At 66.1% G+C, this 19,812-nt stretch carries 18 protein-coding genes, 1 tRNA gene and 1 pseudogene; 8 read left to right on the top strand and 12 right to left on the bottom strand.

The window, feature by feature from the left end:
* Positions 1-62: 62 nt before the first annotated feature.
* Positions 63-2,561 carry an ATP-dependent Clp protease ATP-binding subunit gene (locus tag ACIPYW_RS04805; RefSeq protein WP_290133218.1) on the top strand — a complete coding sequence of 833 codons (2,499 nt, stop codon included), beginning with the start codon at positions 63-65 and terminating at the stop codon, positions 2,559-2,561.
* Positions 2,562-2,847: 286 nt separating this feature from the next.
* Here ACIPYW_RS04805 and ACIPYW_RS04800 read toward each other — a convergent pair whose 3' ends face one another.
* From ACIPYW_RS04800 to ACIPYW_RS04780, 5 genes are all read right to left on the bottom strand, one after another.
* Positions 2,848-3,867 carry an alpha/beta fold hydrolase gene (locus tag ACIPYW_RS04800; RefSeq protein WP_400411244.1) on the bottom strand — a complete coding sequence of 340 codons (1,020 nt, stop codon included), beginning with the start codon at positions 3,865-3,867 and terminating at the stop codon, positions 2,848-2,850.
* Complete coding sequence (locus tag ACIPYW_RS04795) at positions 3,864-4,805, bottom strand: hypothetical protein (RefSeq protein ID WP_400411241.1); 942 nt, start codon at positions 4,803-4,805, stop codon at positions 3,864-3,866. Before ACIPYW_RS04795 ends, ACIPYW_RS04800 begins: the two co-directional genes overlap by 4 nt.
* Entirely contained in the window at positions 4,802-5,260 is a 459-nt protein-coding gene (locus tag ACIPYW_RS04790) for a hypothetical protein (RefSeq protein WP_400411239.1), read from the bottom strand. Before ACIPYW_RS04790 ends, ACIPYW_RS04795 begins: the two co-directional genes overlap by 4 nt.
* Entirely contained in the window at positions 5,257-5,730 is a 474-nt protein-coding gene (locus tag ACIPYW_RS04785) for a hypothetical protein (RefSeq protein WP_290133214.1), read from the bottom strand. Before ACIPYW_RS04785 ends, ACIPYW_RS04790 begins: the two co-directional genes overlap by 4 nt.
* Before the next feature lie 206 nt (positions 5,731-5,936).
* Positions 5,937-6,389, bottom strand: a complete 453-nt coding sequence (locus tag ACIPYW_RS04780; protein WP_290133213.1) for an SRPBCC family protein — start codon at positions 6,387-6,389, stop codon at positions 5,937-5,939.
* 146 nt (positions 6,390-6,535) lie between these two features.
* On the opposite strand from ACIPYW_RS04780, the gene ACIPYW_RS04775 reads away from it, so the two are divergent.
* Both ACIPYW_RS04775 and ACIPYW_RS04770 read left to right on the top strand, forming a co-directional pair.
* Entirely contained in the window at positions 6,536-7,078 is a 543-nt protein-coding gene (locus ACIPYW_RS04775) for an amino-acid N-acetyltransferase (protein WP_290133212.1), read from the top strand.
* A 51-nt stretch (positions 7,079-7,129) separates the two neighbouring features.
* On the top strand, positions 7,130-7,798 hold the full coding sequence (locus tag ACIPYW_RS04770) for a hypothetical protein (RefSeq protein WP_400411234.1): 669 nt from the start codon (positions 7,130-7,132) through the stop codon (positions 7,796-7,798).
* A gap of 121 nt (positions 7,799-7,919) precedes the next feature.
* On the opposite strand, the gene ACIPYW_RS04765 is transcribed toward ACIPYW_RS04770, so the two are convergent.
* Both ACIPYW_RS04765 and ACIPYW_RS04760 read right to left on the bottom strand, forming a co-directional pair.
* A complete protein-coding gene (locus tag ACIPYW_RS04765) occupies positions 7,920-8,651 on the bottom strand; it encodes a DUF3800 domain-containing protein (RefSeq protein WP_400411232.1) in 732 nt (243 codons plus the stop codon).
* Between the two features lie 85 nt (positions 8,652-8,736).
* Positions 8,737-8,943, bottom strand: a complete 207-nt coding sequence (locus tag ACIPYW_RS04760) for a cold-shock protein (protein WP_058724123.1) — start codon at positions 8,941-8,943, stop codon at positions 8,737-8,739.
* Between the two features lie 277 nt (positions 8,944-9,220).
* On the opposite strand from ACIPYW_RS04760, the gene ACIPYW_RS04755 reads away from it, so the two are divergent.
* On the top strand, positions 9,221-9,604 hold the full coding sequence (locus ACIPYW_RS04755; protein ID WP_058724124.1) for an SseB family protein: 384 nt from the start codon (positions 9,221-9,223) through the stop codon (positions 9,602-9,604).
* 134 nt (positions 9,605-9,738) lie between these two features.
* Here ACIPYW_RS04755 and radA read toward each other — a convergent pair whose 3' ends face one another.
* Together radA and ACIPYW_RS04745 are read right to left on the bottom strand one after the other, a co-directional pair.
* A complete protein-coding gene (gene radA, locus ACIPYW_RS04750) occupies positions 9,739-11,100 on the bottom strand; it encodes a DNA repair protein RadA (RefSeq protein ID WP_400411228.1) in 1,362 nt (453 codons plus the stop codon).
* 10 nt (positions 11,101-11,110) lie between these two features.
* Positions 11,111-12,076, bottom strand: coding sequence for an SGNH/GDSL hydrolase family protein (locus ACIPYW_RS04745; RefSeq protein ID WP_400411227.1), 966 nt, complete (start codon positions 12,074-12,076; stop codon positions 11,111-11,113).
* A gap of 144 nt (positions 12,077-12,220) precedes the next feature.
* On the opposite strand from ACIPYW_RS04745, the gene ACIPYW_RS04740 reads away from it, so the two are divergent.
* Both ACIPYW_RS04740 and ACIPYW_RS04735 read left to right on the top strand, forming a co-directional pair.
* Positions 12,221-12,310 (top strand) — tRNA-Ser (locus ACIPYW_RS04740).
* A 321-nt stretch (positions 12,311-12,631) separates the two neighbouring features.
* Positions 12,632-15,307, top strand: coding sequence for an N-6 DNA methylase (locus tag ACIPYW_RS04735; RefSeq protein WP_400411224.1), 2,676 nt, complete (start codon positions 12,632-12,634; stop codon positions 15,305-15,307).
* Positions 15,308-15,967: 660 nt separating this feature from the next.
* Here ACIPYW_RS04735 and ACIPYW_RS04730 read toward each other — a convergent pair.
* Complete coding sequence (locus ACIPYW_RS04730) at positions 15,968-16,093, bottom strand: hypothetical protein (RefSeq protein WP_400411222.1); 126 nt, start codon at positions 16,091-16,093, stop codon at positions 15,968-15,970.
* Between the two features lie 340 nt (positions 16,094-16,433).
* Here ACIPYW_RS04730 and ACIPYW_RS04725 point away from each other — a divergent pair.
* Positions 16,434-16,768, top strand: a pseudogene (locus ACIPYW_RS04725) (IS481 family transposase); the annotation flags it as partial.
* A 96-nt stretch (positions 16,769-16,864) separates the two neighbouring features.
* Here the strand turns inward: ACIPYW_RS04725 and ACIPYW_RS04720 are convergent.
* Positions 16,865-18,163, bottom strand: a complete 1,299-nt coding sequence (locus ACIPYW_RS04720) for a hypothetical protein (RefSeq protein WP_400411219.1) — start codon at positions 18,161-18,163, stop codon at positions 16,865-16,867.
* Between the two features lie 579 nt (positions 18,164-18,742).
* Positions 18,743-18,985, bottom strand: coding sequence for a hypothetical protein (locus tag ACIPYW_RS04715; RefSeq protein WP_400411218.1), 243 nt, complete (start codon positions 18,983-18,985; stop codon positions 18,743-18,745).
* A gap of 512 nt (positions 18,986-19,497) precedes the next feature.
* Here ACIPYW_RS04715 and ACIPYW_RS04710 point away from each other — a divergent pair.
* Positions 19,498-19,644, top strand: a complete 147-nt coding sequence (locus ACIPYW_RS04710) for a hypothetical protein (RefSeq protein ID WP_400411215.1) — start codon at positions 19,498-19,500, stop codon at positions 19,642-19,644.
* Positions 19,645-19,812: the final 168 nt, after the last annotated feature.

Genomic DNA, 19,812 nt, shown 5'->3' with positions numbered 1-19,812 from the left:
GGTCGGCTGGTTAGTCTCGATGTACGTCACCGGGCCAGTACCGGTCCGGCAAGGGAGAGCACATGTTCGAGAGATTCACCGACCGAGCCCGTCGTGTTGTCGTCCTCGCTCAAGAAGAAGCGAAGATGCTCAACCACAACTACATCGGCACCGAGCACATCCTCCTCGGCCTCATCCACGAGGGCGAGGGCGTCGCCGCCAAGGCGCTGGAGTCGCTCGGCATCTCGCTCGATGCCGTCCGCGAGCAGGTCCAGGACATCATCGGGCAGGGGCAGCAGCAGCCGACCGGGCACATCCCGTTCACGCCGCGCGCCAAGAAGGTGCTCGAGCTGTCCCTGCGCGAGGCGCTGCAGCTCGGCCACAACTACATCGGCACCGAGCACATCCTCCTCGGCCTCATCCGCGAGGGCGAGGGCGTCGCCGCCCAGGTGCTCGTCAAGCTCGGCGCGGACCTCAACCGCGTCCGCCAGCAGGTCATCCAGCTCCTGTCCGGCTACCAGGGCAAGGAAGCCGTCGCCGTCGGCGGCGAGACCCAGCAGAACGCGCAGCAGGGGTCGCAGGTCCTCGACCAGTTCGGTCGGAACCTCACCCAGGCCGCCCGCGACGCCAAGCTCGACCCGGTCATCGGGCGCGAGAAGGAGATGGAGCGGGTCATGCAGATCCTCTCCCGTCGCTCCAAGAACAACCCCGTCCTGATCGGTGAGCCCGGCGTCGGCAAGACCGCGGTCGTCGAGGGCCTCGCCCAGGCGATCGTCAAGGGCGACGTCCCGGAGACGCTGAAGGACAAGCAGCTCTACTCGCTCGACCTCGGGTCGCTCATCGCCGGGTCCCGCTACCGCGGTGACTTCGAGGAGCGCCTCAAGAAGGTCACGAAGGAGATCCGCACCCGCGGCGACATCATCGTCTTCATCGACGAGATCCACACGCTCGTCGGTGCGGGTGCTGCCGAGGGCGCGATCGATGCCGCGTCGATCCTCAAGCCGCTCCTCGCCCGCGGTGAGCTGCAGACCATCGGTGCGACCACGCTCGACGAGTACCGCAAGCACTTCGAGAAGGACGCCGCACTCGAGCGCCGGTTCCAGCCGGTGCAGGTCAACGAGCCGTCGCTGCCGCACGCGATCAACATCCTCAAGGGCCTCCGCGACAAGTACGAGGCGTTCCACAAGGTGTCCATCACCGACGGTGCGATCGTCGCCGCGGCGAACCTCGCGGACCGCTACGTGCAGGACCGCTTCCTGCCGGACAAGGCCATCGACCTGATCGACGAGGCCGGCGCACGCCTCCGCCTGTCGATCCTGTCGGCGCCGCCGGAGCTCCGCGAGTTCGACGAGAAGATCTCGACGGTCCGCGGGTCGAAGGAAGCCGCGATCGAGGAGCAGGACTTCGAGAAGGCCGCGTCGCTCCGCGACGAGGAGAAGAAGCTCCTCGGCGAGCGTCTCCGTCTCGAGAAGCAGTGGCGTGCGGGTGACGTCGCCGCGTCCGGCACCGTCGACGAGGGCATCATCGCCGAGGTGCTGGCGCAGGCCACGGGCATCCCGGTGTTCAAGCTCACGGAAGAGGAGACCTCGCGCCTCGTCTTCATGGAGAAGGCCCTGCACGAGCGCGTCATCGGTCAGGAAGAGGCCATCTCGGCACTCTCGAAGACGATCCGCCGCACCCGCGCGGGCCTGAAGGACCCGAACCGCCCCTCGGGCTCGTTCATCTTCGCCGGCCCCACGGGCGTCGGGAAGACCGAGCTCGCCAAGGCGCTCGCCGAGTTCCTCTTCGACGACGAGGGCGCGCTGATCTCCCTCGACATGTCGGAGTTCGGCGAGAAGCACACGGTCTCGCGGCTCTTCGGTGCCCCTCCCGGGTTCGTCGGCTTCGAGGAGGGCGGCCAGCTCACCGAGAAGGTCCGCCGCAAGCCGTTCTCCGTGGTCCTCTTCGACGAGATCGAGAAGGCCCACCCGGACATCTTCAACTCGCTGCTGCAGGTCCTCGAAGAGGGTCGTCTGACCGATGGTCAGGGCCGGGTCGTCGACTTCAAGAACACCGTCATCATCATGACCACGAACCTCGGTTCACAGGGCATCGCTGGTGGTCCGGTGGGCTTCCAGATCGAGGGCGACTCGGGCGTCGGCTACGACCGCATGCGCTCGAAGGTGAACGAGGAGCTCAAGAAGCACTTCAAGCCGGAGTTCCTCAACCGCGTCGACGACACGATCGTGTTCCCGCAGCTCTCGCAGTCCGAGCTGCTGCAGATCGTGGACCTCTTCGTGAAGCGTCTGGCGGACCGCCTGCTCGACCGCGACATGACGGTGGAGCTCACGCTCGCCGCCAAGGAGCAGCTCATCAAGGTCGGGTTCGACCCGGCTCTCGGTGCTCGCCCCCTGCGTCGCGCGATGCAGCACGAGGTCGAGGACCAGCTGTCCGAGCACATCCTGCAGGGTGAGCTGAACGCCGGCGACCACGTGAAGGTCGACTTCCACGACGGTGCGTTCCAGTTCGAGACCGGGCGTCAGCCGGGTCGCGAGGAGGTCCTCACCGGCGCTGCCGAGCCGGCTGGCGAGATCGAGTCCTAGGACGCGACCACCTCCTGACTGGAGGCACGGTGCCAGCTGGCACCGTGCCTCCAGTCCGTCGTGGATCGTGACCAGTCCGTATCCCGTCACGTTGGGCGGATGGTGCACCACATCCGCTGCCGTGTCGCGGTACGGTGGTCCCACACCCGAGGCGTTCCCCCCAGCTCCTCGGATGTGAGCGGCTCGACTGTTCCCCCCAACGTGTCGAGTCGCCGACGGCCCCGGTCCTCCAGGACCGGGGCCGTTGCTCTGTGCGGGGTCGCCGACCCCTGCGCGAGCGGGCGGGTCAGGCGTCGTGCAGCGTCGCTGCGAACGTCCGGACGGCGCCGTCGAAGCGCTCGGGGTCCTCGTTCCACTCGAGCGTGTGCGGCGCGGTGGCGAAGCTGACGACCGTCGCGCCCCGCTGGGCAGCGGCGGACACGTCGGTCGCCGCCACGAACGGATCCGCGGTGGAGCGGAGCAGCAGTGTCGGCGTACCGGATGCCTGCCAGGTCGCCGTCCGGACCGGCTCGGCGGCGCCCGCGAGCCGGGAGAGCACCGGCGTCGTCGCGATGCGCGCGGCCACGCTCCCGACGAAGCGGGGCAGCCGGAAGGCGCTCACGGCGCCGCGCAGGGCCGACCGGACGTCGAGCAGGGGCGCGACGCCGACGAGGCCGTCGACGGGCGTGCGGGACGCGGCGATCGAGCACGCGAGCGCACCGGCCGACCACCCCTGCAGGATGACGCGCTCGGCACCGTGAGCGCGCGCGGAGCGTACCCGGTCGACGATGCGGTCCGCAGCGCCCGGGTCGAGGGAGCGGAGCGGCAGGTCGGTGGTGTCGACGATCTCCGACGATGCCTCGAGGGCGTCCCAGACCGGGATGCCGCGGAGGACCTGCCGCGGGCCGAGCGACTGGCCGTGCACATGGACGACGTGCGTGCTCGAGACGCTGGTGTCAGGGCCGGTGGCCGGGCCGGGGAGGACCTCGGCGACGACGTCGTGCATGAGCGCGTCCCACGTCCAGTCGCCGGCCTCGGGCGCGAGGTTGTCGAGGAGCTGCCGACGCACGGTGTCGCCCTCATGCTCGCCGATGACCGCGCCGACGCGGACCGAGGTGCTGCCACGGGTGATCCGGTAGGTGCCGGGAAGCCGCGTGTCGCGGGTCGCTGCGAACTCGACCTCCGTCGACGACGAGGACCGGACCGTCGCGGTCGCGGTGTAGGGCGTGGGGAAGAGCAGCCGGCGGGCGACCAGGGCGCCGAGGCCGAACGTCCCCGCGGCGCCGATCGCGGTCCCGATCGCGGTGGTGCGTCCTGTGGCGGTCATCTCGCTCCTGACGGGTCGGGTTCGGTGGTGGCGGGCGTGGCGAGGCCGGCCTCGCGGGCGCGGTCCTCGACCTCGACGGCCAGGCGGTGCAGACGGCTGCGCCACTGTCGGCGCGGCCACACGATGGTGAAGTACAGGCCCCGGTTGCCGGAGGCCGATTCGAGTCGGTGCAGCTCGGGTTCGAGCGTGCGGAAGCTTCGACGGGCAGCGCGCCACTCGCGGAACTCACGCACCGCGTCGGGCAGCACTCCGCCTGCAGCGCCGAGGGCCAGCAGGACCATCGAGGTCAGGAAGACCGGCGCGTAGACGACCGACAGCGCGCCGACGACCGTGGACGCACCGAGCACGTGCGCGGCGTCCATCGCGACGGCGATCGCGGCGAGCAGCACCATCGCCGCGGCCCCGACGACGAAGAGCCAGTACATCCGGCCCATCTGCTCGCCGCGCCGGAACGCACCGAGCACGGCGACGGCCGACCGCGCGATGACGATCGCGATGAAGGACATCTCCACCGCGGAGTAGAGGGCGGTCGGGAGCTGGTCGCCGTACACGACCATGAACTGCGCCGTCGGGCGCGGGGCGTCGATCAGCGAGAACAGCACCACCAGGGTGACGAGCACCGCGACGCACGCGACGATCCGGCCCGGTCGCAGCAACCGGGCCGTGCGTGCCGCGGCCTCGACCGACTGCGCGAGCGCGAACATCCCGCAGACCATCAGGCAGCGCCCGACGACGTCGGCGATGTTCGGCACGCCGGTGGCCCGCGCGAGCACCCCGAGCACGTCGGGCTGGTTGATCGAGAGGCCGACCGCGACGAACGCGCAGCACACCGTGAGCCACGTCACGCTCGCGGACTGGGTGCGGACGAGCCACAGCCGCACGAGGAGCACCACGAGGATGCACCAGACCGGCAACGACCCCCAGACGTGCAGGGTCACCGGAAGATCCCGGGCGTGCGCTCGCCGGGGTCGAGCAGGCCGATGTGGAGGGCCAGCTGGTCGGCGACGAGCTCCACCGTCTGCTCGTGCGGGGAGTCGAGCGACCGGGTGAACGCCGTCCGTCCGGTGAGCAGTCCCGTGTACGCCTCGTGGTCGCAGCCGTGGTCGGCGAGGAACACGTGCGCGAGCTCGTGGAGCACGGATGCCGTGCGCGACCGCTCGGACAGGCCGGAGCGGGTCTCCAGCAGCGCGCGGTCGCGACGTTGGATGAGCCGTGCGGACAGGTCGCCGGGGAGGTCCGACGTGCGCACCTCGATCGGCTTGCCGAGCGTCGCCTCCGCCCGTGCGACGAGCTCCGGCAGGGTCAGGCGTCGGGGGAGCCCGAGCCGCTGCACCCGCCGACGGGCGTCCGCCTGCCGCCGCAGGGCTGCAGCGCGCTCGCGGACGGTGCTCACGACGTGCTCCCCGGACCGTCGAGCGCCCGCAGGTGTTCGGTGAACTCGCGGATCTCGTCGGCCGAGGCGAACTCCCCGAGCCGGCGCGTGGCGAACGCGAGGACCTCGCGCTTGCGGAGCTCCAGGACGAGTTCGAGCTGCGCCTGCACCCGCGCCGGGACGTCGGTGCTGCCCGCGGCGTCGGTGAGGTAGGCCGCCGGGACGCCGAAGAACGCGGCGAGGGCCTCGAGCAGACGCTGGTCACGGACAGCCGGGCCGTTCCCGCCGAGCATGTAACCCCAGCGCGGACGGCTCATCGACGCGCCTTGCGCCTCGATCTCCGCCGCGATCTCCTTGTACGACGGACGCTGCCCCGAGTTCGCCTCGACGACGTCCATCAGGAGCTGCAGCTTCCGCGACAACTCGCGTCGGTGTGCGTCGTCGTCCGTGTACTCGATCACGGCTCCCCTTCCCGCGCTTGTCTCAGACATGGTAAAACGGTGTCCGAGGGATCGACCGTTCGTTCTACCCTGGCACGTCCGGCCGGTCCTGTCAGGTCGGCATTTCGTGGGGGGATGCCGAGGTGACCGCATGACGGACGGGAGGCACGGTGCCAGCTGGCACCGTGCCTCCCGTCCGGATCGTGGTCGCGTTGTGACCCGTTGGTCGCGTTGCGACCCGTTCTTCCCGTTCCGGCTCAGGCCGGGACGTCGCCGCGCCAGCCGGGCTCCGTCGGAGCCGCCTCGACGCGCTCCTTGAAGTTCTGCAGGTCCTTCTTCACGGCGTGGCCACCGACGCCGACCGCCGAGCCGAGCTTCTCGAGGAGGCCCGACGGCTGCCAGTCGATCTGCGCCGTGACACGGGTCGTCGTGTCGGAGAGCTTGTGGAACGTCACCGCGCCGGCGTGGTCGGTGTCGCCGTCCTTGACCGTCCATGCGACGCGCTCGTCGGGGTGCTGCTCGGTGATGACGGCGCGGAAGTCGCGCTCTTGACCGGCGACCTCCACGGTCCAGTCGGTGGTGGTGTCGTCGACCTGGACGATCTTCTTCACCTCGTCGAGGAACTCCGGGAACTCCTCGAAGCGGGTCCACTGGTCGTACGCCTGGCGGACGGGGACGTCCACGTCGACGGTCTCGATGATCTGGGGCATGGTGCTCCTTCGTCGTGTTCGGTCTCGAGTGGTGCTCGGTCTCGATTGCCCGTGCGACGGTAGGCGTGGCGGTCTGGGTGCGCGTCCGGGGTCCGCGTCCCCCGGTCGCACGCTCGCGCTCGGGCGCTCGCGCTATCGTGAGGTCGATGAGCGAACACGGCCGGCACGCCTTCCACGAACGCGACGAGCACGGGATCCTCGTGCGACCGGCCGTCGCCTCCGACGTCCCGCACATCCAGCGCCTCATCGCGCCGTACGTCGACCGCCGCATCCTGCTCGGCAAGGAGAACGTCGCCCTCTACGGCTCGATCCAGCAGTTCCGCATCGCCGAGGGGCCCGACGGTGTCCCGATCGGCTGCGGCGCCCTCGCCGTCTTCTGGGACGACATCGCCGAGGTGCGGACCCTCGCCCTCGACGCCGACTGGATCCACAAGCGCGTCGGGCACCGCATGCTCGAGGGACTGGAGCACGACGCCCGCGAACTCGGGATCGCCCGCATCTTCTGCCTGACGTTCGAGGTCGACTTCTTCGCCAAGCACGGGTACCTCGAGATCGGCGAGAGCGTGGTGTCCCCGGACGTCTACGCCGAGCTCGTGCGGTCCTCGGACGAGGGCGTCGCCGAGTTCCTCGACCTCGCCCGGGTGAAGCCGAACACGCTCGGCAACACCCGCATGCTGAAGATCCTCTGACGCGTCGCGCGGCATCCCGGCGTGCCGCTGGTCCCGCCCTACCCTGTGCGCATGTCGTCGTTCCGTCACCCCGTCGGACCCGAGCGTCCCAGCGTGTACTGGCGCCGTCGAGCCATCGCGCTCGGAGCGGTCCTCGTCGTCGTGATCGTCGTCGTGCTGATCGTCGTCGGCCGGGGCAACGGTGCCACTCCCGCGGCGGCGCCGTCGGCGTCCGCGGGGACGTCCGGTTCGTCGTCGTCCTCGTCGGCACCTGCGGCGTCGTCGTCATCGAAGGCGTCGACGTCTCCGTTGCCGTCTCCGTCCGCCGCGGCCGACGGTGCCGCGTGCACGAAGGACCAGATCGAGCTGACGCCCGTCGTCGACAAGACCGCCTACGGCCCCACCGAGGACCCGAAGATCGCGATGTCGATCACGAACACCGGGTCGAACTCGTGCCACATGGACCTCGGATCCGCGCAGCAGGTGCTCACCATCAGCTCTGGTGAGGAGCAGTACTGGTCGTCGAAGGACTGCCAGACGAACGGCACGGACCAGGACGTCACGATCAAGGCGGGGCAGAAGCTCACCACCCCGTCGATCGCCTGGGACCGCACCCGGTCGTCGGCGTCGACGTGTGATGCCTCGCGGCCGTCGGTCACCGGCGGGGGAGCGAGCTACCACCTGTCGGTCGCGGTGGGGAACATCGAGTCGGCGAAGTCGGTGCAGTTCATCCTGCAGTGACATCGGCTCTGGTAGGGTCGAACCCAAGTGGATTGGGAATGCCCGGTCGGCGTCGAACCCTCGGAGTGATCCGGGGGTTCTCGCTTTGTCCGGGCCAGGCTCGGTTGGTCGGCCTCATCCCTCAGGGGTAGATCTTCAGGCCCCAACCCTTGACCGATCCGGACGGATCCTTCGGCATACGGTCGACGATGCGCTCCCATGCCCGGTTCGGCTGGTCGGGCCGCAGGATGCGGGTGCCGATCGGGCGAGCGACGAGGTCCGCGAGTTGGAGGCCTGTGCTGTTGGCCTGCTTGCTCGCGATCCGGAACCGGAAGGTGGCCGCCATGCCGCGCAGCCGGGTGGTCGCCATGATGCGGTCGAACTCCGCCTCGAGGTCTCGGTCCTCGGCGTGACCGCGGCTCTCGAAGACGACGAACGTCTCCTTCCGCACGGCGCCTCGCTCCTGCAGTTGGAGGAAGACTCGTTCGAGCCCGTACTCGAGGGCGACGTGGTACGGGCTCACGTCGCGCCCGACGCGCCTCAGGAAGTCGTACTTCTGGATCGCTGTGGCGACGATTCCGAACCGCTCGCGGAACACGCTGTCGACCCGGCTCATGAAGGCTTGTCGGACCGTGGCGTTGAGCAGGATCTCGAACGGCGGGGCCGATTTCCGCATCTCGCGCTCGTGCAGGACCACCATGTCGTGGTTGAAGAAGTCGAACTTGATGCGTTGCACCATCGGGACGATCCGTTCGACGTACACGTCGATCGGGAAGACGCAGAAGGCGAGCACGAACACGGGATACTCCGGGTCGATGCTCGTCAGGCTGTGATCGCCGCTCTCGTCGACGTAGACGATGTACCCGCTCCCCATGAAACATCAGCGTATCAGCGGGGGTGAGGAAGCAGAACGGGCCCGTCGTCCGGAGACGACGAGCCCGTTCAGGGTGTTTCGGTGATCAGCCGATGACCGAGATGTTCTCGGCCTGCGGGCCCTTGCGGCCCTCGGTGATCTCGAACTCCACCTTCTGGTTCTCTTCGAGCGACTTGTAGCCGTTGCCCGAGATCGCGGAGAAGTGGGCGAAGACGTCAGCGCTGCCGTCGTCCGGCGCGATGAAGCCGAAGCCCTTTTCGTTGTTGAACCACTTGACGGTCCCAGTTGCCATGATGGCGTTTCCTTACTTTCTTGCGAGGCGACAATTTCTGCCGCTGATCCGCCGACGGTCGTCGTCGGATCGATGCGTCCCGCGGGCATGGGCCGGCGGAACGGGTTCGGGGCCAGGCGACCTGGGAAGGTCAGTGACCGATGGCGCTCGAGGTGCGCTGTGCACCGGAAGAACGATGGACTCCCGCCGAAGCGGTTGGGAACAACTTACCGTGCTCAGGCGACAACGGAAGAGTCGAGGTCGCAATCGGACCCATGAATCTGGTGGACTAGGGGTGATGGCAGACAAGGAACAGCGCTTCCGGAGCGAACAGCTCGAGGAAGCCCTCGCGAAGCAGGACGTCGCCGCGGTGGCGTTCGCGCTCCGCAACGACATCGTGATCGTCCCCCGACTCGTCACCGGCAAGAAGGACATGCAGGTGCGGGTCTTCGGCCGTGAGGGCTCGGACAAGCGCATCCTGCTGCTCTTCTCGTCCGCCGACGCCTACACCGCGATGGTGCCGAACGAGAAGATCCGGCAGGTCATGGTCTACGACGGGCCGCGGCTCGAGGCGTTCCTCGCCGAGCACCTCGACTCGCTCGAGGGAGTGTTCTTCGACATCGCCGGCCCGAACACGATGCAGTCGACCCCGGAGGACCTGCTCGCCGCGTTGCGCGCGTAGCGGACCACCCGGCCTGGAGGCGCGGCTCGCTTCGGGCGCCGCGGTCCCGTCCCGGAGGCGGTCGCTTCTGCGCGGTCGCGCTTCCGCGTGATCACGCTTTCGGGCAGCCGCGGGTCACGATGTGCGGTCGACGGTCAGAACGCGCGGTCGAGTTCGCGCTCGCGCGCCGACTTCGTCATCGAGAACGCCACCCGCAGCGCTTCGCGCAGGTGCTCCGCGCCCGAGCCGAGCACGGTGGTGAAGCCGAGCCGGGTGGCCTCGCTCGCGCGCTGCTTCGCGCCGGTCGCCGGGCGGATCTCGCCCGCGAGGCTGATCTCCCCGATCGCCGCCAACGTGTGCGGGTAGGGGCGGTCCCGTGCCGCGCTCGCGAGGGCCAACGCGATCGCCAGGTCGGCACCCGGCTCGGTCAGCTTCATGCCGCCGACGGTCGACACGTAGACGTCGGCGTCGGAGAGCTTGAGCCCCGCACGACGTTCGAGCACCGCGAGCAGCATCGCCACGCGGGAGGCGTCCACACCGTTCACCACCCGACGCGGCTGCGGTGCGGAACTCGGAACGACGAGCGCCTGCACCTCGACCGGCAGCGCGCGACGGCCCTCGAGCGCGACGGTCACGCAGGTACCCGAGACGGGCGCACCGTTGCGGGACATGAAGAGCCCGCTCGGGTCGGGGACCTCGTGGATGCCGTCGCCGCCCATGTCGAAGCAGCCGACCTCGTCCGTCGGGCCGAAGCGGTTCTTCAGCGCGCGCACGAACCGGAGCGCGGTCTGACGGTCGCCCTCGAAGTGGCAGACGACGTCCACGAGGTGCTCGAGCAGCCGCGGCCCGGCGATCGTGCCGTCCTTCGTGACGTGGCCGACGATCAACACCGGCAGGGCGCGTTCCTTCGCGACCCGGATCAGGGTCGAGGCGACCTCACGGACCTGTGACGTCCCGCCTGCGATGCCGTCGATCGTGCTCGACGAGATGGTCTGCACGGAGTCGGCGATGAGGAGGTCGGGCTGCACCTGGTCGATCTGACCGAGGATGACGCCGAGGTCGACCTCGCTCGCGAGGTACAGGTCGTCGTGCATCGCCCCGGTGCGCTCGGCCCGCAGACGCACCTGGTCGACGGATTCCTCGGCGCTGACGTACAGGACGCGCTTCCCCGTCGCCGCCGCTCGCGAAGCGACCTCGAGCAGCAGGGTCGACTTGCCGACACCAGGCTCTCCGGACAGCAGGACCGCGGCTCCGGGGACGACGCCGCCGCCGAGGACACGATCGAACTCGCCGATGCCGGTCTGCCAGCGCTGGACCGCCGTGCCGCGGGCCTCGGTGATGGGACGAGCGACCCGCGCTCCCGCCACCGCGACGGCCGCGGTACCGCGGGTGCTCGCCGACGCCGCGGAGGTGTCCTCGACGGTTCCCCACGACTGGCACTCGCCGCAGCGGCCGACCCACTTGATGCTGGTCCAGCCGCACTCGGCGCAACGGTAGAGGGACTGCGGGCGTGCCATGACGGTCAGGCTAGGCCGAGCCGCCGACATCACCCGTGCGACGCTCGGCGTGCTCGGGCAGCGGGATCGATCCCGTCATCCGCCGCCGGAGACGGTCGACACGACCCGGGCGCTCGGCGTGGTCGAGTGCGCCGGCGTCGTCGGTGTCCCGCTCCGCGCGTGCCGCCGCGACCGCACCCGCGCCCGAACCGAGCTCCTCGGCCTCGCGAGCGGACAGGTACTGACGGATCGCCGCCACCGTGTCGACCCGCGCGTCCACCGCCGGCTCGAACGCGCTCGCCCAGATCTCGTACCCGCGGTCGTTCGGGTGGAAGAGGTCGCCGTAGCTGTTGAAGAACGTCCGGCGGAGCCCGACGCGCTTCGTGATGACGTGGAGCGGCGCGACCGTCAGCCCCAGCTCGTCGGCGACGCGGTGCACGATCTCGTTCGCCACCGCGACCTTGCGCTCCCGGTCCGGCACGAACATGCACGGCAGCTCGGCCACGATCGCGTGCGACGGCACCGCGGCGTAGATCGTCCGGATGTTGCGCTCGAACTTGTCCGGGTCGAAGTCGGCGATGTCGTTCGCCCCGATGGACACCGTGCAGATGTCGGGCGTGTACCCGCGGAGCTTCGGCAGCTGGTCCTGCTTCGCGGCCCAGGTCGTCGCCCCGGACACGCTGAGGTTCACCACCCGGACCGTCATCCGCGAACGGTGCCGGATGCGCCGTGCCAACAAGCCGACGTACCCGCGGTTCGGAACGGTTGCGCCGACGCCCTGGGCCGCCGAGTCGCCGATCGCCAGGTACGTCAGCTGGCCGTCGTGCTGCAGGTGCTCCCGCCACCACTGCGCGTTGACCGGGAGCATGTCGACCACGCGCTGTGACGCTGCCCGTTGCCCGCGGATCCCCGCCCGGGCACCGAACAGGCCGGCACCGACGACCGTCAGTCCGCCGAGGATCGACGAGAGCAGGGCGATGATGGTGCGTGACTTCATGCGGTGGACGGTACGCGTGGCCGGTCAAGCCTTCTCGGTGAGCGGGCTGAACGGTGGACGAGCGCACCCGATCAGCCACCTGTGGAGGGCTGGCCGACCTGCCGGTGGTGCGACGGGCCTCCCGGATCGTGTAAACTCTTTCCCGGTACCGTGTCCGAGCGGCCGAAGGATCATGTCTCGAAAACATGTGTGGGGGCAACTCCACCGTGGGTTCAAATCCCACCGGTACCGCCAATGCGAAGAGCCCCAGATCCCCGTCAGAACAGGGATTTGGGGCTCTTCTCGTGTGGTTGCGTGTGCTCTCCGGTAACCAGGCGGTAACGGAGCAGATGCGTGGACCTGTGTTCAACTGCGGCCTGCGCGTCGCCACGTGCGGTGACATCCGCAGCTCTTGGCTAGGCGTCATCTAGTTGCGGCAGCGTGAGTTCGGCGGTGATAGGCAAGTGCTCGAGCTCGGCTCGGCATGGCTCCCGCGAGTCGTTGGTTCGGCAATCGCCTCGCCTCTAGACTCGATCGAAACAACGTTCGAGACCATGAGCAGGGGATGTCCGCGCGGTGCCAAACGAGGAACTCGTTCAACGAGGTAATTTCGACGAGTCCGGGCTCAAGGGCGAGCGCTTCGGTAGCTACGAGTCTCTAGATCTTGGTGCGACGACGCTCGCGGCCTTGGGCCGGGCCGGCCTGGTGAACGTCCTGGCGGCTTCCGTCGACTATCCCTTCCAGTACTTCAAGAAGCCAGCCCGCATCGGCTCGGCGAAGCCGGACCGGCTGATCTGTACGCGAGTAGCGGAAGGTCTGCGACCCGTTGCGGTGCTCGAGATGAAGGCCCCAAACGAGATCGACAACGATGCCAAGATGGCTCGGGCAGCCGAGCAGGCCCTTTTCTATGGCTTGGCGTTGGGCCTGTCTGTAGCCGCGTTCTCCAACGGATCGAAGACCTTCTACGTCAACGTGGTTGCCTCAGCGCAGGCAGAGCAACTTGTGTACATCGATGACAATCGTCCCTGGGGGCCAGCGGTCGTCGAGGACCTCTTGTCGGCATCGCCGGGCCAAGTGAAGGATCCGACCGCTCTAGCTGAATCTGTCTGGCAGATCATTTGGCACGCGACGAAGGCTGAGCCAAAGGAATGTCTGCTCACCTTCGTCGAGATATTCATGCTGAAGTTCCTCAGTGATAACCTACCCGCGAATGAACTTCCGACGCGGTTCCGTTTTGAAACACTCTTGCGGGATGACGCCTCGTTCCGCCAGGCCCATGGCACCCTGCAGATCGACTATTACGTCACCGACATCCGACCCAGGATCAAGACATTGTTCCCGGACAGCGTCATTGTCGACGACGAAGGGCTTCCACGGGTATTTGGGCTCCAGACGCTCGTCTCGAAGACGAGCATCATCAACGGGTTTGCGTTCTTGCGTTCGAGTGACCAAAACGTCTCAGCCTTCAACAGCAGTTTCATGGAGATCCTGGAGGCCTTCCAGAACTTTGGGCCCCTCACGTCTATCGATCCTGAGTTCAAGCTGCGGCTATATGAGACCTTCCTGCGGCGATCCGCACGTCAGCAACGTCTCGGACAGTTTTTCACTCCTCGAAATATCGTTCGCCCTATGGTACAGATGGCTCAACTAGCCAAGGTCCCAGACGGTGGGATTGTTCTAGATCCCGCGGCGGGGGTCGGCGGCTTTGTTCTTGAGCCGCTGTTGTTCGAGGATTCTCTTCCGGACAACTATTCGTTCAGGGGTGGCTCTGCCAAAGCCAAGGTTCGAGCTGTCGGAGTTGATGTGGACAAAGATCTTCACATCCTCGCGAAAGCAAATACGCTCCTCCATTTGGCTGAATCGGTGCGTGATCCTTCTGTCACGGTTGCCGCGCTCAACAAGGCGATGGCCAACACCATGATTCTCATGAACGAGAATGAGATGCTGGGCACCTTACTGAACCCGGTTCGAGATGCCGCAGACATCATCTTGACCAACCCCCCGTATGTGACAAAGGGATCGGGGATCTATAAAGATGCCGTTGCTGAGATCGTCGGGCCCCGCAATGGAGTGGATCTGCACGACTACTACGACGTCGGTGGCCTAGGCGTCGAGGCCCTCTTTCTGCGGTATATCAGCGGTGCATTGAAGCCTGGTGGTCGAGCATTTATTGTGGTGCCGCTCGGACTACTGAACCGATCGGAGCCGCGACCGAAGAAGCATCTTCTCGACGAGTGCAATATCGTAGCGGCTATTGCCTTGCCGCGAAAGGCGTTTTTCAATACGGCGCAACCGACCTACATTCTGGTGCTCGAGCGTCGGTACACGGAGTCGGATCCACGCCCTGATGTGTTCTGTGCAATCGCGCGTTCGACCGGCGAAACGTTGGACATGCGGAGAACCCCCACTCCGCTTGAGAACGACCTGCAGACCATTGCCGACGCCTTTGTTGCGTGGTCGGAGGGCGACGACACGCTGATCGACTCTAGCGACCTCATTAAGGTCGAACCGGCCGGTGAGTTTTCTGAGGCCAAACGCTGGGACGTCCCTCGATTCTGGAGCGATGACGAACTCGTTGAGCTTGGTGTCCGGGTGCCTCCGATCGAGCGAGGCGAGTTCGTGGACGAGATGGCCGAGAGCCTTCGTGAACTGCTCGGAGAATTGGAGGAGGCTCAAGCGGAACTCGAGTCTCTCGCCCCGGATAGCACAGTTGCCGTGGCTGTTGGCGATGAGGCAATTTTCACCGTGCGCCCCGGCAAGAGGGTCCGACACAAGGATGTCCTGGATCACCCGGGCGACCTACCGGTGTACTCGTGCTTCACGCGCGCGGAAGTGGAGAAGGGAAGAGTCGATGAGGCCTGGGCTCGAGGTATCGGCGCCTGGCTCATCGACCGTCCTACCGTGACAGTAAACGCCACCGGTGCCTCCGGAGTGGGCATCGTTTTTGTGCGGGAGAATCGATCGATGATTACCGACGACGTAATTGCTGTCGTGCCGAAGACAGATCAAATCGATCCTCAGTATCTCGCGACAGCCCTGTCGTCCGTCATCGCACGTGGGGACTTCCAGTACGAAGCGAAGCTCTACTCGGGTCGGATCAAGCAACTTGTGATCGACGTACCCACTCTCGACGATGGATCCTTCGATCTCGAGCTACAGCGGAAGATTGGTCGTGCCGTCGGCCGTGTTCAGCAGATCCAGGACCGCATCACAGATCTCGGTATTTGGAGCAAGGCCGCAAGGCTGATCTAGGTCGGAGAGCAACGCCGCGATTTGTACCTCTGTACCGTGTACCGCACGCTCGAGAATTTCGTCGGCCCCGGGAGCCCTCGAGAGAATGTGCACGATAGTGCACTCCTTTGCCCGGATCCCCGAAATTATGCCGCGCGCGGGTAGATCGAAGTCTAGTGTTGACGTCGAGAGGTTGTGCACGAGGTCGAAGCGGCCGTCGGCCCGCGTCGTTGTAAACTCGGGCAAACGTCGCTTCGGCTCAGTGCACGATTTCCGCGACGAGTTTGTGCTCGGCCGTATCGTCGCGTCGCGCTCCCGTCGCAGCCTTGGGCCGAGGTCTTCCGGCACGTCGAGGGAGAGCGACTGGAGTTGAAGGATCGCAACGCTTTGCGTGGTGCGGCTTCGGTCGAGGATCACGCTTCGGAGTTTGATGGGCTCCTGGCCGTCGGGTCGCAGCTGCTCCGCGGTATCAGGGTGCCGGTGATAGTGCCCAGACACGACAAGTCGGTCGCACTTGTTCTACGCCGCGGTGAAACGTGAGTTGTCCCGCCCGCGCCTATCAGGGTTCATCCCCCGTCCCGAGGCGCCGGTGCTTCGCGATATGTCGGTCGTGCGCAGGCGGGATCGGACCTGAGCGGGGAGGGGGTCTGCTCCTGACAGGCCCTAGCAATCGCCGCCGAGTCAGTCCTTGGCGGACGTCGTCAGTTCCATGATCTTGTGCTGATAAGTATTCCCGTCGATTTCGCCGTCGTCGTATTGGCGCATAAGCTCGTCGATTTTCCCTTGCAGTTCTGCTCTGTCCATCATTCGTCGTCCTCAGGATCGTCTTGATGTGGGCACCAGTGGTCGCCGGCGTGATCCGGTTCAAGTCGGCAGAACATCCCGCCGTACTTGTGTCGCCCATGCGGGAAGTACAGCGCGTTGCAGGTTTCATCTTGAATAGCCACGATAACCTTTTCCGAAGTATCAATCCCTCGTGCGCCATCCGGAGGTTCTAGCGAGGCCCGCACCTCCCGCGCGTGAGATGACTATATGTCAGAGACTGGACGAGTTCTAGCTCCTCGGGACGTCGTGAACGGGCGACATAACACGAAGACCTCCGGGAGGATGTGGGTTACCAAACACTACGTCCTCACCGGAGGTCTTCGTGACTCACGCTAACGCACATCGTCCCTCCGAGGGCATGGTCCGCCTTGCCAAGCTGATCGTCGATAACGGCTGGCCCGCTCGACGCGCCACGGAACCGTTCCAGTTCTCGCCCGCCACCGCGCCGAAATGGGCCACGAGGTACCGCGCCGGCCTGCCCATGCGCCACCGCTCGTTGCGGCCGAGGTCCTGCCGGACGCGTCTGTCGCGACACACCAAGGGCGCATTATCGCGCTGCGCTTCGCCCGCCGATGGAGTCCGCACCGCATCGCGATCCATCTGCACTTCGACGGTTCGAGCTTAGGCCGTGTCCTCGAGCGGTTCAGGATGCCGCTAGCACCAATCATCGGGCGTGCCGGCGACCGACGAGCCTGCAAGACCGGTGTCTGGCTGCAGCGTGTGGGCGGACGTCGCCTGTGCGTCCGGCAAAAGCTACAACTTGTTAGATACTAGGTCGACATCGCCGATCGGGGAGTTGCCCGAACCGAGGCGCACGACCGGAGTACCTGAACCTGCAAGGCCTCGAAGACGCAGAACACCCCCGTTAAACTGCGGTTTGTCAACCTGAATGGTCGCGTCTTCCGATCCACGCGGAGCTGTTATCTCCAAAAACGAAAAAGCTTGCAGGATGGTCAACTCAAAGCGAATGCGCCCCTTACCTCCGATGTAAGGGTGCTGCAGGCGCGTGCTCGTGCGTTCCCGCATATTGAGCCTGAGATGAAGCAAGCCTCGCACCTGAACCCTCGCGAGCCGCAGGTGGGCTCGTTCCTGCAAACGCAGCTCTACTACAGAGGTTCCCCCCTCGAACCTGGCATTTTCCATCGAGATCTGCGTGCTGTGCACGTCATCGCAGACGACGCGCAAACTCCCGGAGATGACGCGAAGGCGGAGCGCCCTGACATAGCTGCGTTTGAATGATTTCGGGTACAGGCGAACCGCGCCGCCGTCTATAGTCGTGTCAGTAAGATCGAGGCGTGAACCTGCCGTGAATGCGGTTCTCTCGAGAAGAATGTCTCCGGCCTCCCATCGCCCTCCGCTCAGATCGAGGTGACCGTCGAACGCTGCATCCGAGAAGTCAATCAAACTCGCATGCTCGAGTAGCAAGCCGGAGAGATCGACATCCGTCAACCTTGCGCCGCGGAAGTCGAATCGCTTATTTGTCCATCGAATGCCGACGTCAATCTTGTCAGTGCATCGTTGACGGATCATTCCGAAGATCGCTCGGTGGATCTCAACTTCAGCCCGGGCGTTCAGATCATCGCCGCTAGAAGCCGTTGCGGCTACAGGCTGCGTGGTTGCAACCACATGCGACGCGGAAGGCGTGAGCCGGACGTAAGCACATAGTACGTCGACGCAATTCTGTTGACCGTCCGCATCAGAATCTTCCGCAAACTCGTCCGCAAGAGTAGCAAGTGCATATACGGCAGCGATGCGTGCTGCCGGGCTGTCGCTGCTCAGTTGCTCGCTGCCGGTGCTGAAACGCGCTCGACGATCCTGAGCTCGTTCACGCTCGCGACTCGACTTGCGACTGTCTTCCTCGCTCTCGAATCTGCGCTCATTCACCGTCTGAGCTCGAATCGCTGTCCAGACGGTGGTTCCCAATGCGAGCGCCCCGACCAGAGTCACAACTGCGCGGGCATCGTCGAAGTAAGCAGCGGGTTTTGGTGCCGCTGCCCAGAAATCCCATCTTCCCGTCTGAAGCCAGAGGGTCCCCCACATGAGTATGGTCAAGACTGCCAAGGTGATGGCGGCTAGGACCGCCGCGACTCCCCATGTGAAGCCACTTCGTTCCCCTGAGACCCTCTTCGGCACAGCTCCCCCTCCGCGAGCTTCGGCCCTAGACACGGGCATCGGTGAATTCAGATGATATCGAACCAGGAGGAACACGCTGTCTGGCGCGCCAATGGATGATGGGGCCGTAAACGGCGAGTGCGGTCTGGCCAAGCCTCAGAAGGTCTCCCTCGGAGGATGACCAGGTGCTGAAGCGCCCCGAGCATTGAGGCGGTCGTCGCGTCTGTGCCGCTTCGGCATGGGCGAACCAAACCTGCGCTTAGCTACTCACATAGCAAACCTGCGATAGCTGCCATCACCGTCGGTGTGTAGCACTCCCTGAAGTGGAGTTAGATGCGTTCCAACCGCTTGGCAAACACCTCGTCGCGGCCGAGTCCGTTCGCGGGCCGAACACGGGGATGCGCTTTCATCGAGTCAGCGGAGTGCAGAGAGTTCCGCGAGAACGGGGTGGAGTTCCCGATCTTTCCCCAAAACACCTATGGCCGGTGTCAGATGAGGCGCGGTCGGAACGTTTTGGACTTATCGCCGCAGCTTCTCGATGATGCGAGCGGCTGCCTCGTCACCGGTCACGGTGCCGGCGGCGACCTGCCGGCCGAGCTCACGAGTCTCCTCGTCGGTGACCTGGTGGCCAGCCGCACCGAGGGCTGCGTCAGCGCGGGTGATGGCGCGCTGAATGTCGGCGTCGGTGCGTGCCGGCGCGGTCTCGCGCTGCTTCGCGGTGCCGGACCCGGTGACGGCCTGCAGGTGGGTGACGTGGCGCATGAGGGCTCCGTTTCGTACGGGTCCAGTTTACCGGCGGGGCCCGGCGTTCTGGAGGGATTTCGCGGTCTTCGAGCGCCCGAGGGGGTGCTCCGGAAGTTTCGGATAAGGGGCACTATCACCGGCGTGAATCGTGCCCCTTGAAGTGACATGGAGCTGAGCATGTGGTCGGGCAGCGGGCAGCTGTGGTGGCCGTCCGTCATGTGACTTCTCGGACCAGTGCCGATCCGTGTGCATCCACGGTCGGCCGGAAGGCGATCTCGCCAGTGCCAGAGCGTCCGTGTGGCGCAGCCAAGTGAGAATCAAGTCGGACGGGGTATCTGCGACGCGGCGGCACGCGAGTTGATTCACACACACACGCACCGGCTGGTCGGTCGCCGACCGGCTGTCGAGACGGCGCCGAACGATGATCGGCCGCCGATTGTGAGGAGTTGAATGCAAGCATGCTCTCTCGGCTCCCGCCTCGCGTATTCGGCCTTGCGATCGGCGCGGGGGCGTTGGCAGCAGGCCTCGTCATGACCCTTCTCGGCGTCGGCCTCGGTGAGGACTACCTCGGGCTCGTGGCGGCCGGGCTGGTGATCGCTCCTTCTGGGTTGGTGCTCGCGGTCGCGGGAGCGATCGGCTTCGCACTTCATGGGCCCGTCCGGCCTAAACGTGAGTGATCGAAACGAACGCCCGTGGCCGATCGGGGGCCGGTAGAGGATCGTTAGCCGGACGGGGCGCTGCCCTGAACTCGCATGCGCTCAGCATTCCGGCCGCCCGACGCCCCGAACATGGGGTATTGAGCGCCTGTCGCGTCTTTTAAGCTTGAATGGCTTCCCCCGCGAAAG

It is taken from the genome of Curtobacterium sp. NPDC089689 (assembly GCF_044749145.1).
Lineage (GTDB): Bacteria > Actinomycetota > Actinomycetes > Actinomycetales > Microbacteriaceae > Curtobacterium.
This window is presented reverse-complemented; position numbering and strand designations above follow the sequence as displayed.

Bases quoted from the DNA above. Each gene is read 5' to 3' on its own strand.
- ACIPYW_RS04745 (WP_400411227.1), bottom strand. From the start codon at position 12,076: ATGAAGTCACGCACCATCATCGCCCTGCTCTCGTCGATCCTCGGCGGA.
- ACIPYW_RS04800 (WP_400411244.1), bottom strand. From the start codon at position 3,867: ATGACCGCCACAGGACGCACCACCGCGATCGGGACCGCGATCGGCGCC.
- ACIPYW_RS04755 (WP_058724124.1), top strand. From the start codon at position 9,221: ATGGCAGACAAGGAACAGCGCTTCCGGAGCGAACAGCTCGAGGAAGCC.
- ACIPYW_RS04805 (WP_290133218.1), top strand. From the start codon at position 63: ATGTTCGAGAGATTCACCGACCGAGCCCGTCGTGTTGTCGTCCTCGCT.
- ACIPYW_RS04770 (WP_400411234.1), top strand. From the start codon at position 7,130: ATGTCGTCGTTCCGTCACCCCGTCGGACCCGAGCGTCCCAGCGTGTAC.
- ACIPYW_RS04730 (WP_400411222.1), bottom strand. From the start codon at position 16,093: ATGATGGACAGAGCAGAACTGCAAGGGAAAATCGACGAGCTTATGCGC.
- ACIPYW_RS04780 (WP_290133213.1), bottom strand. From the start codon at position 6,389: ATGCCCCAGATCATCGAGACCGTCGACGTGGACGTCCCCGTCCGCCAG.
- ACIPYW_RS04765 (WP_400411232.1), bottom strand. From the start codon at position 8,651: ATGGGGAGCGGGTACATCGTCTACGTCGACGAGAGCGGCGATCACAGC.
- ACIPYW_RS04760 (WP_058724123.1), bottom strand. From the start codon at position 8,943: ATGGCAACTGGGACCGTCAAGTGGTTCAACAACGAAAAGGGCTTCGGC.
- ACIPYW_RS04710 (WP_400411215.1), top strand. From the start codon at position 19,498: ATGACCCTTCTCGGCGTCGGCCTCGGTGAGGACTACCTCGGGCTCGTG.
- ACIPYW_RS04775 (WP_290133212.1), top strand. From the start codon at position 6,536: ATGAGCGAACACGGCCGGCACGCCTTCCACGAACGCGACGAGCACGGG.
- ACIPYW_RS04785 (WP_290133214.1), bottom strand. From the start codon at position 5,730: ATGTCTGAGACAAGCGCGGGAAGGGGAGCCGTGATCGAGTACACGGAC.
- radA (WP_400411228.1), bottom strand. From the start codon at position 11,100: ATGGCACGCCCGCAGTCCCTCTACCGTTGCGCCGAGTGCGGCTGGACC.
- ACIPYW_RS04715 (WP_400411218.1), bottom strand. From the start codon at position 18,985: ATGCGCCACGTCACCCACCTGCAGGCCGTCACCGGGTCCGGCACCGCG.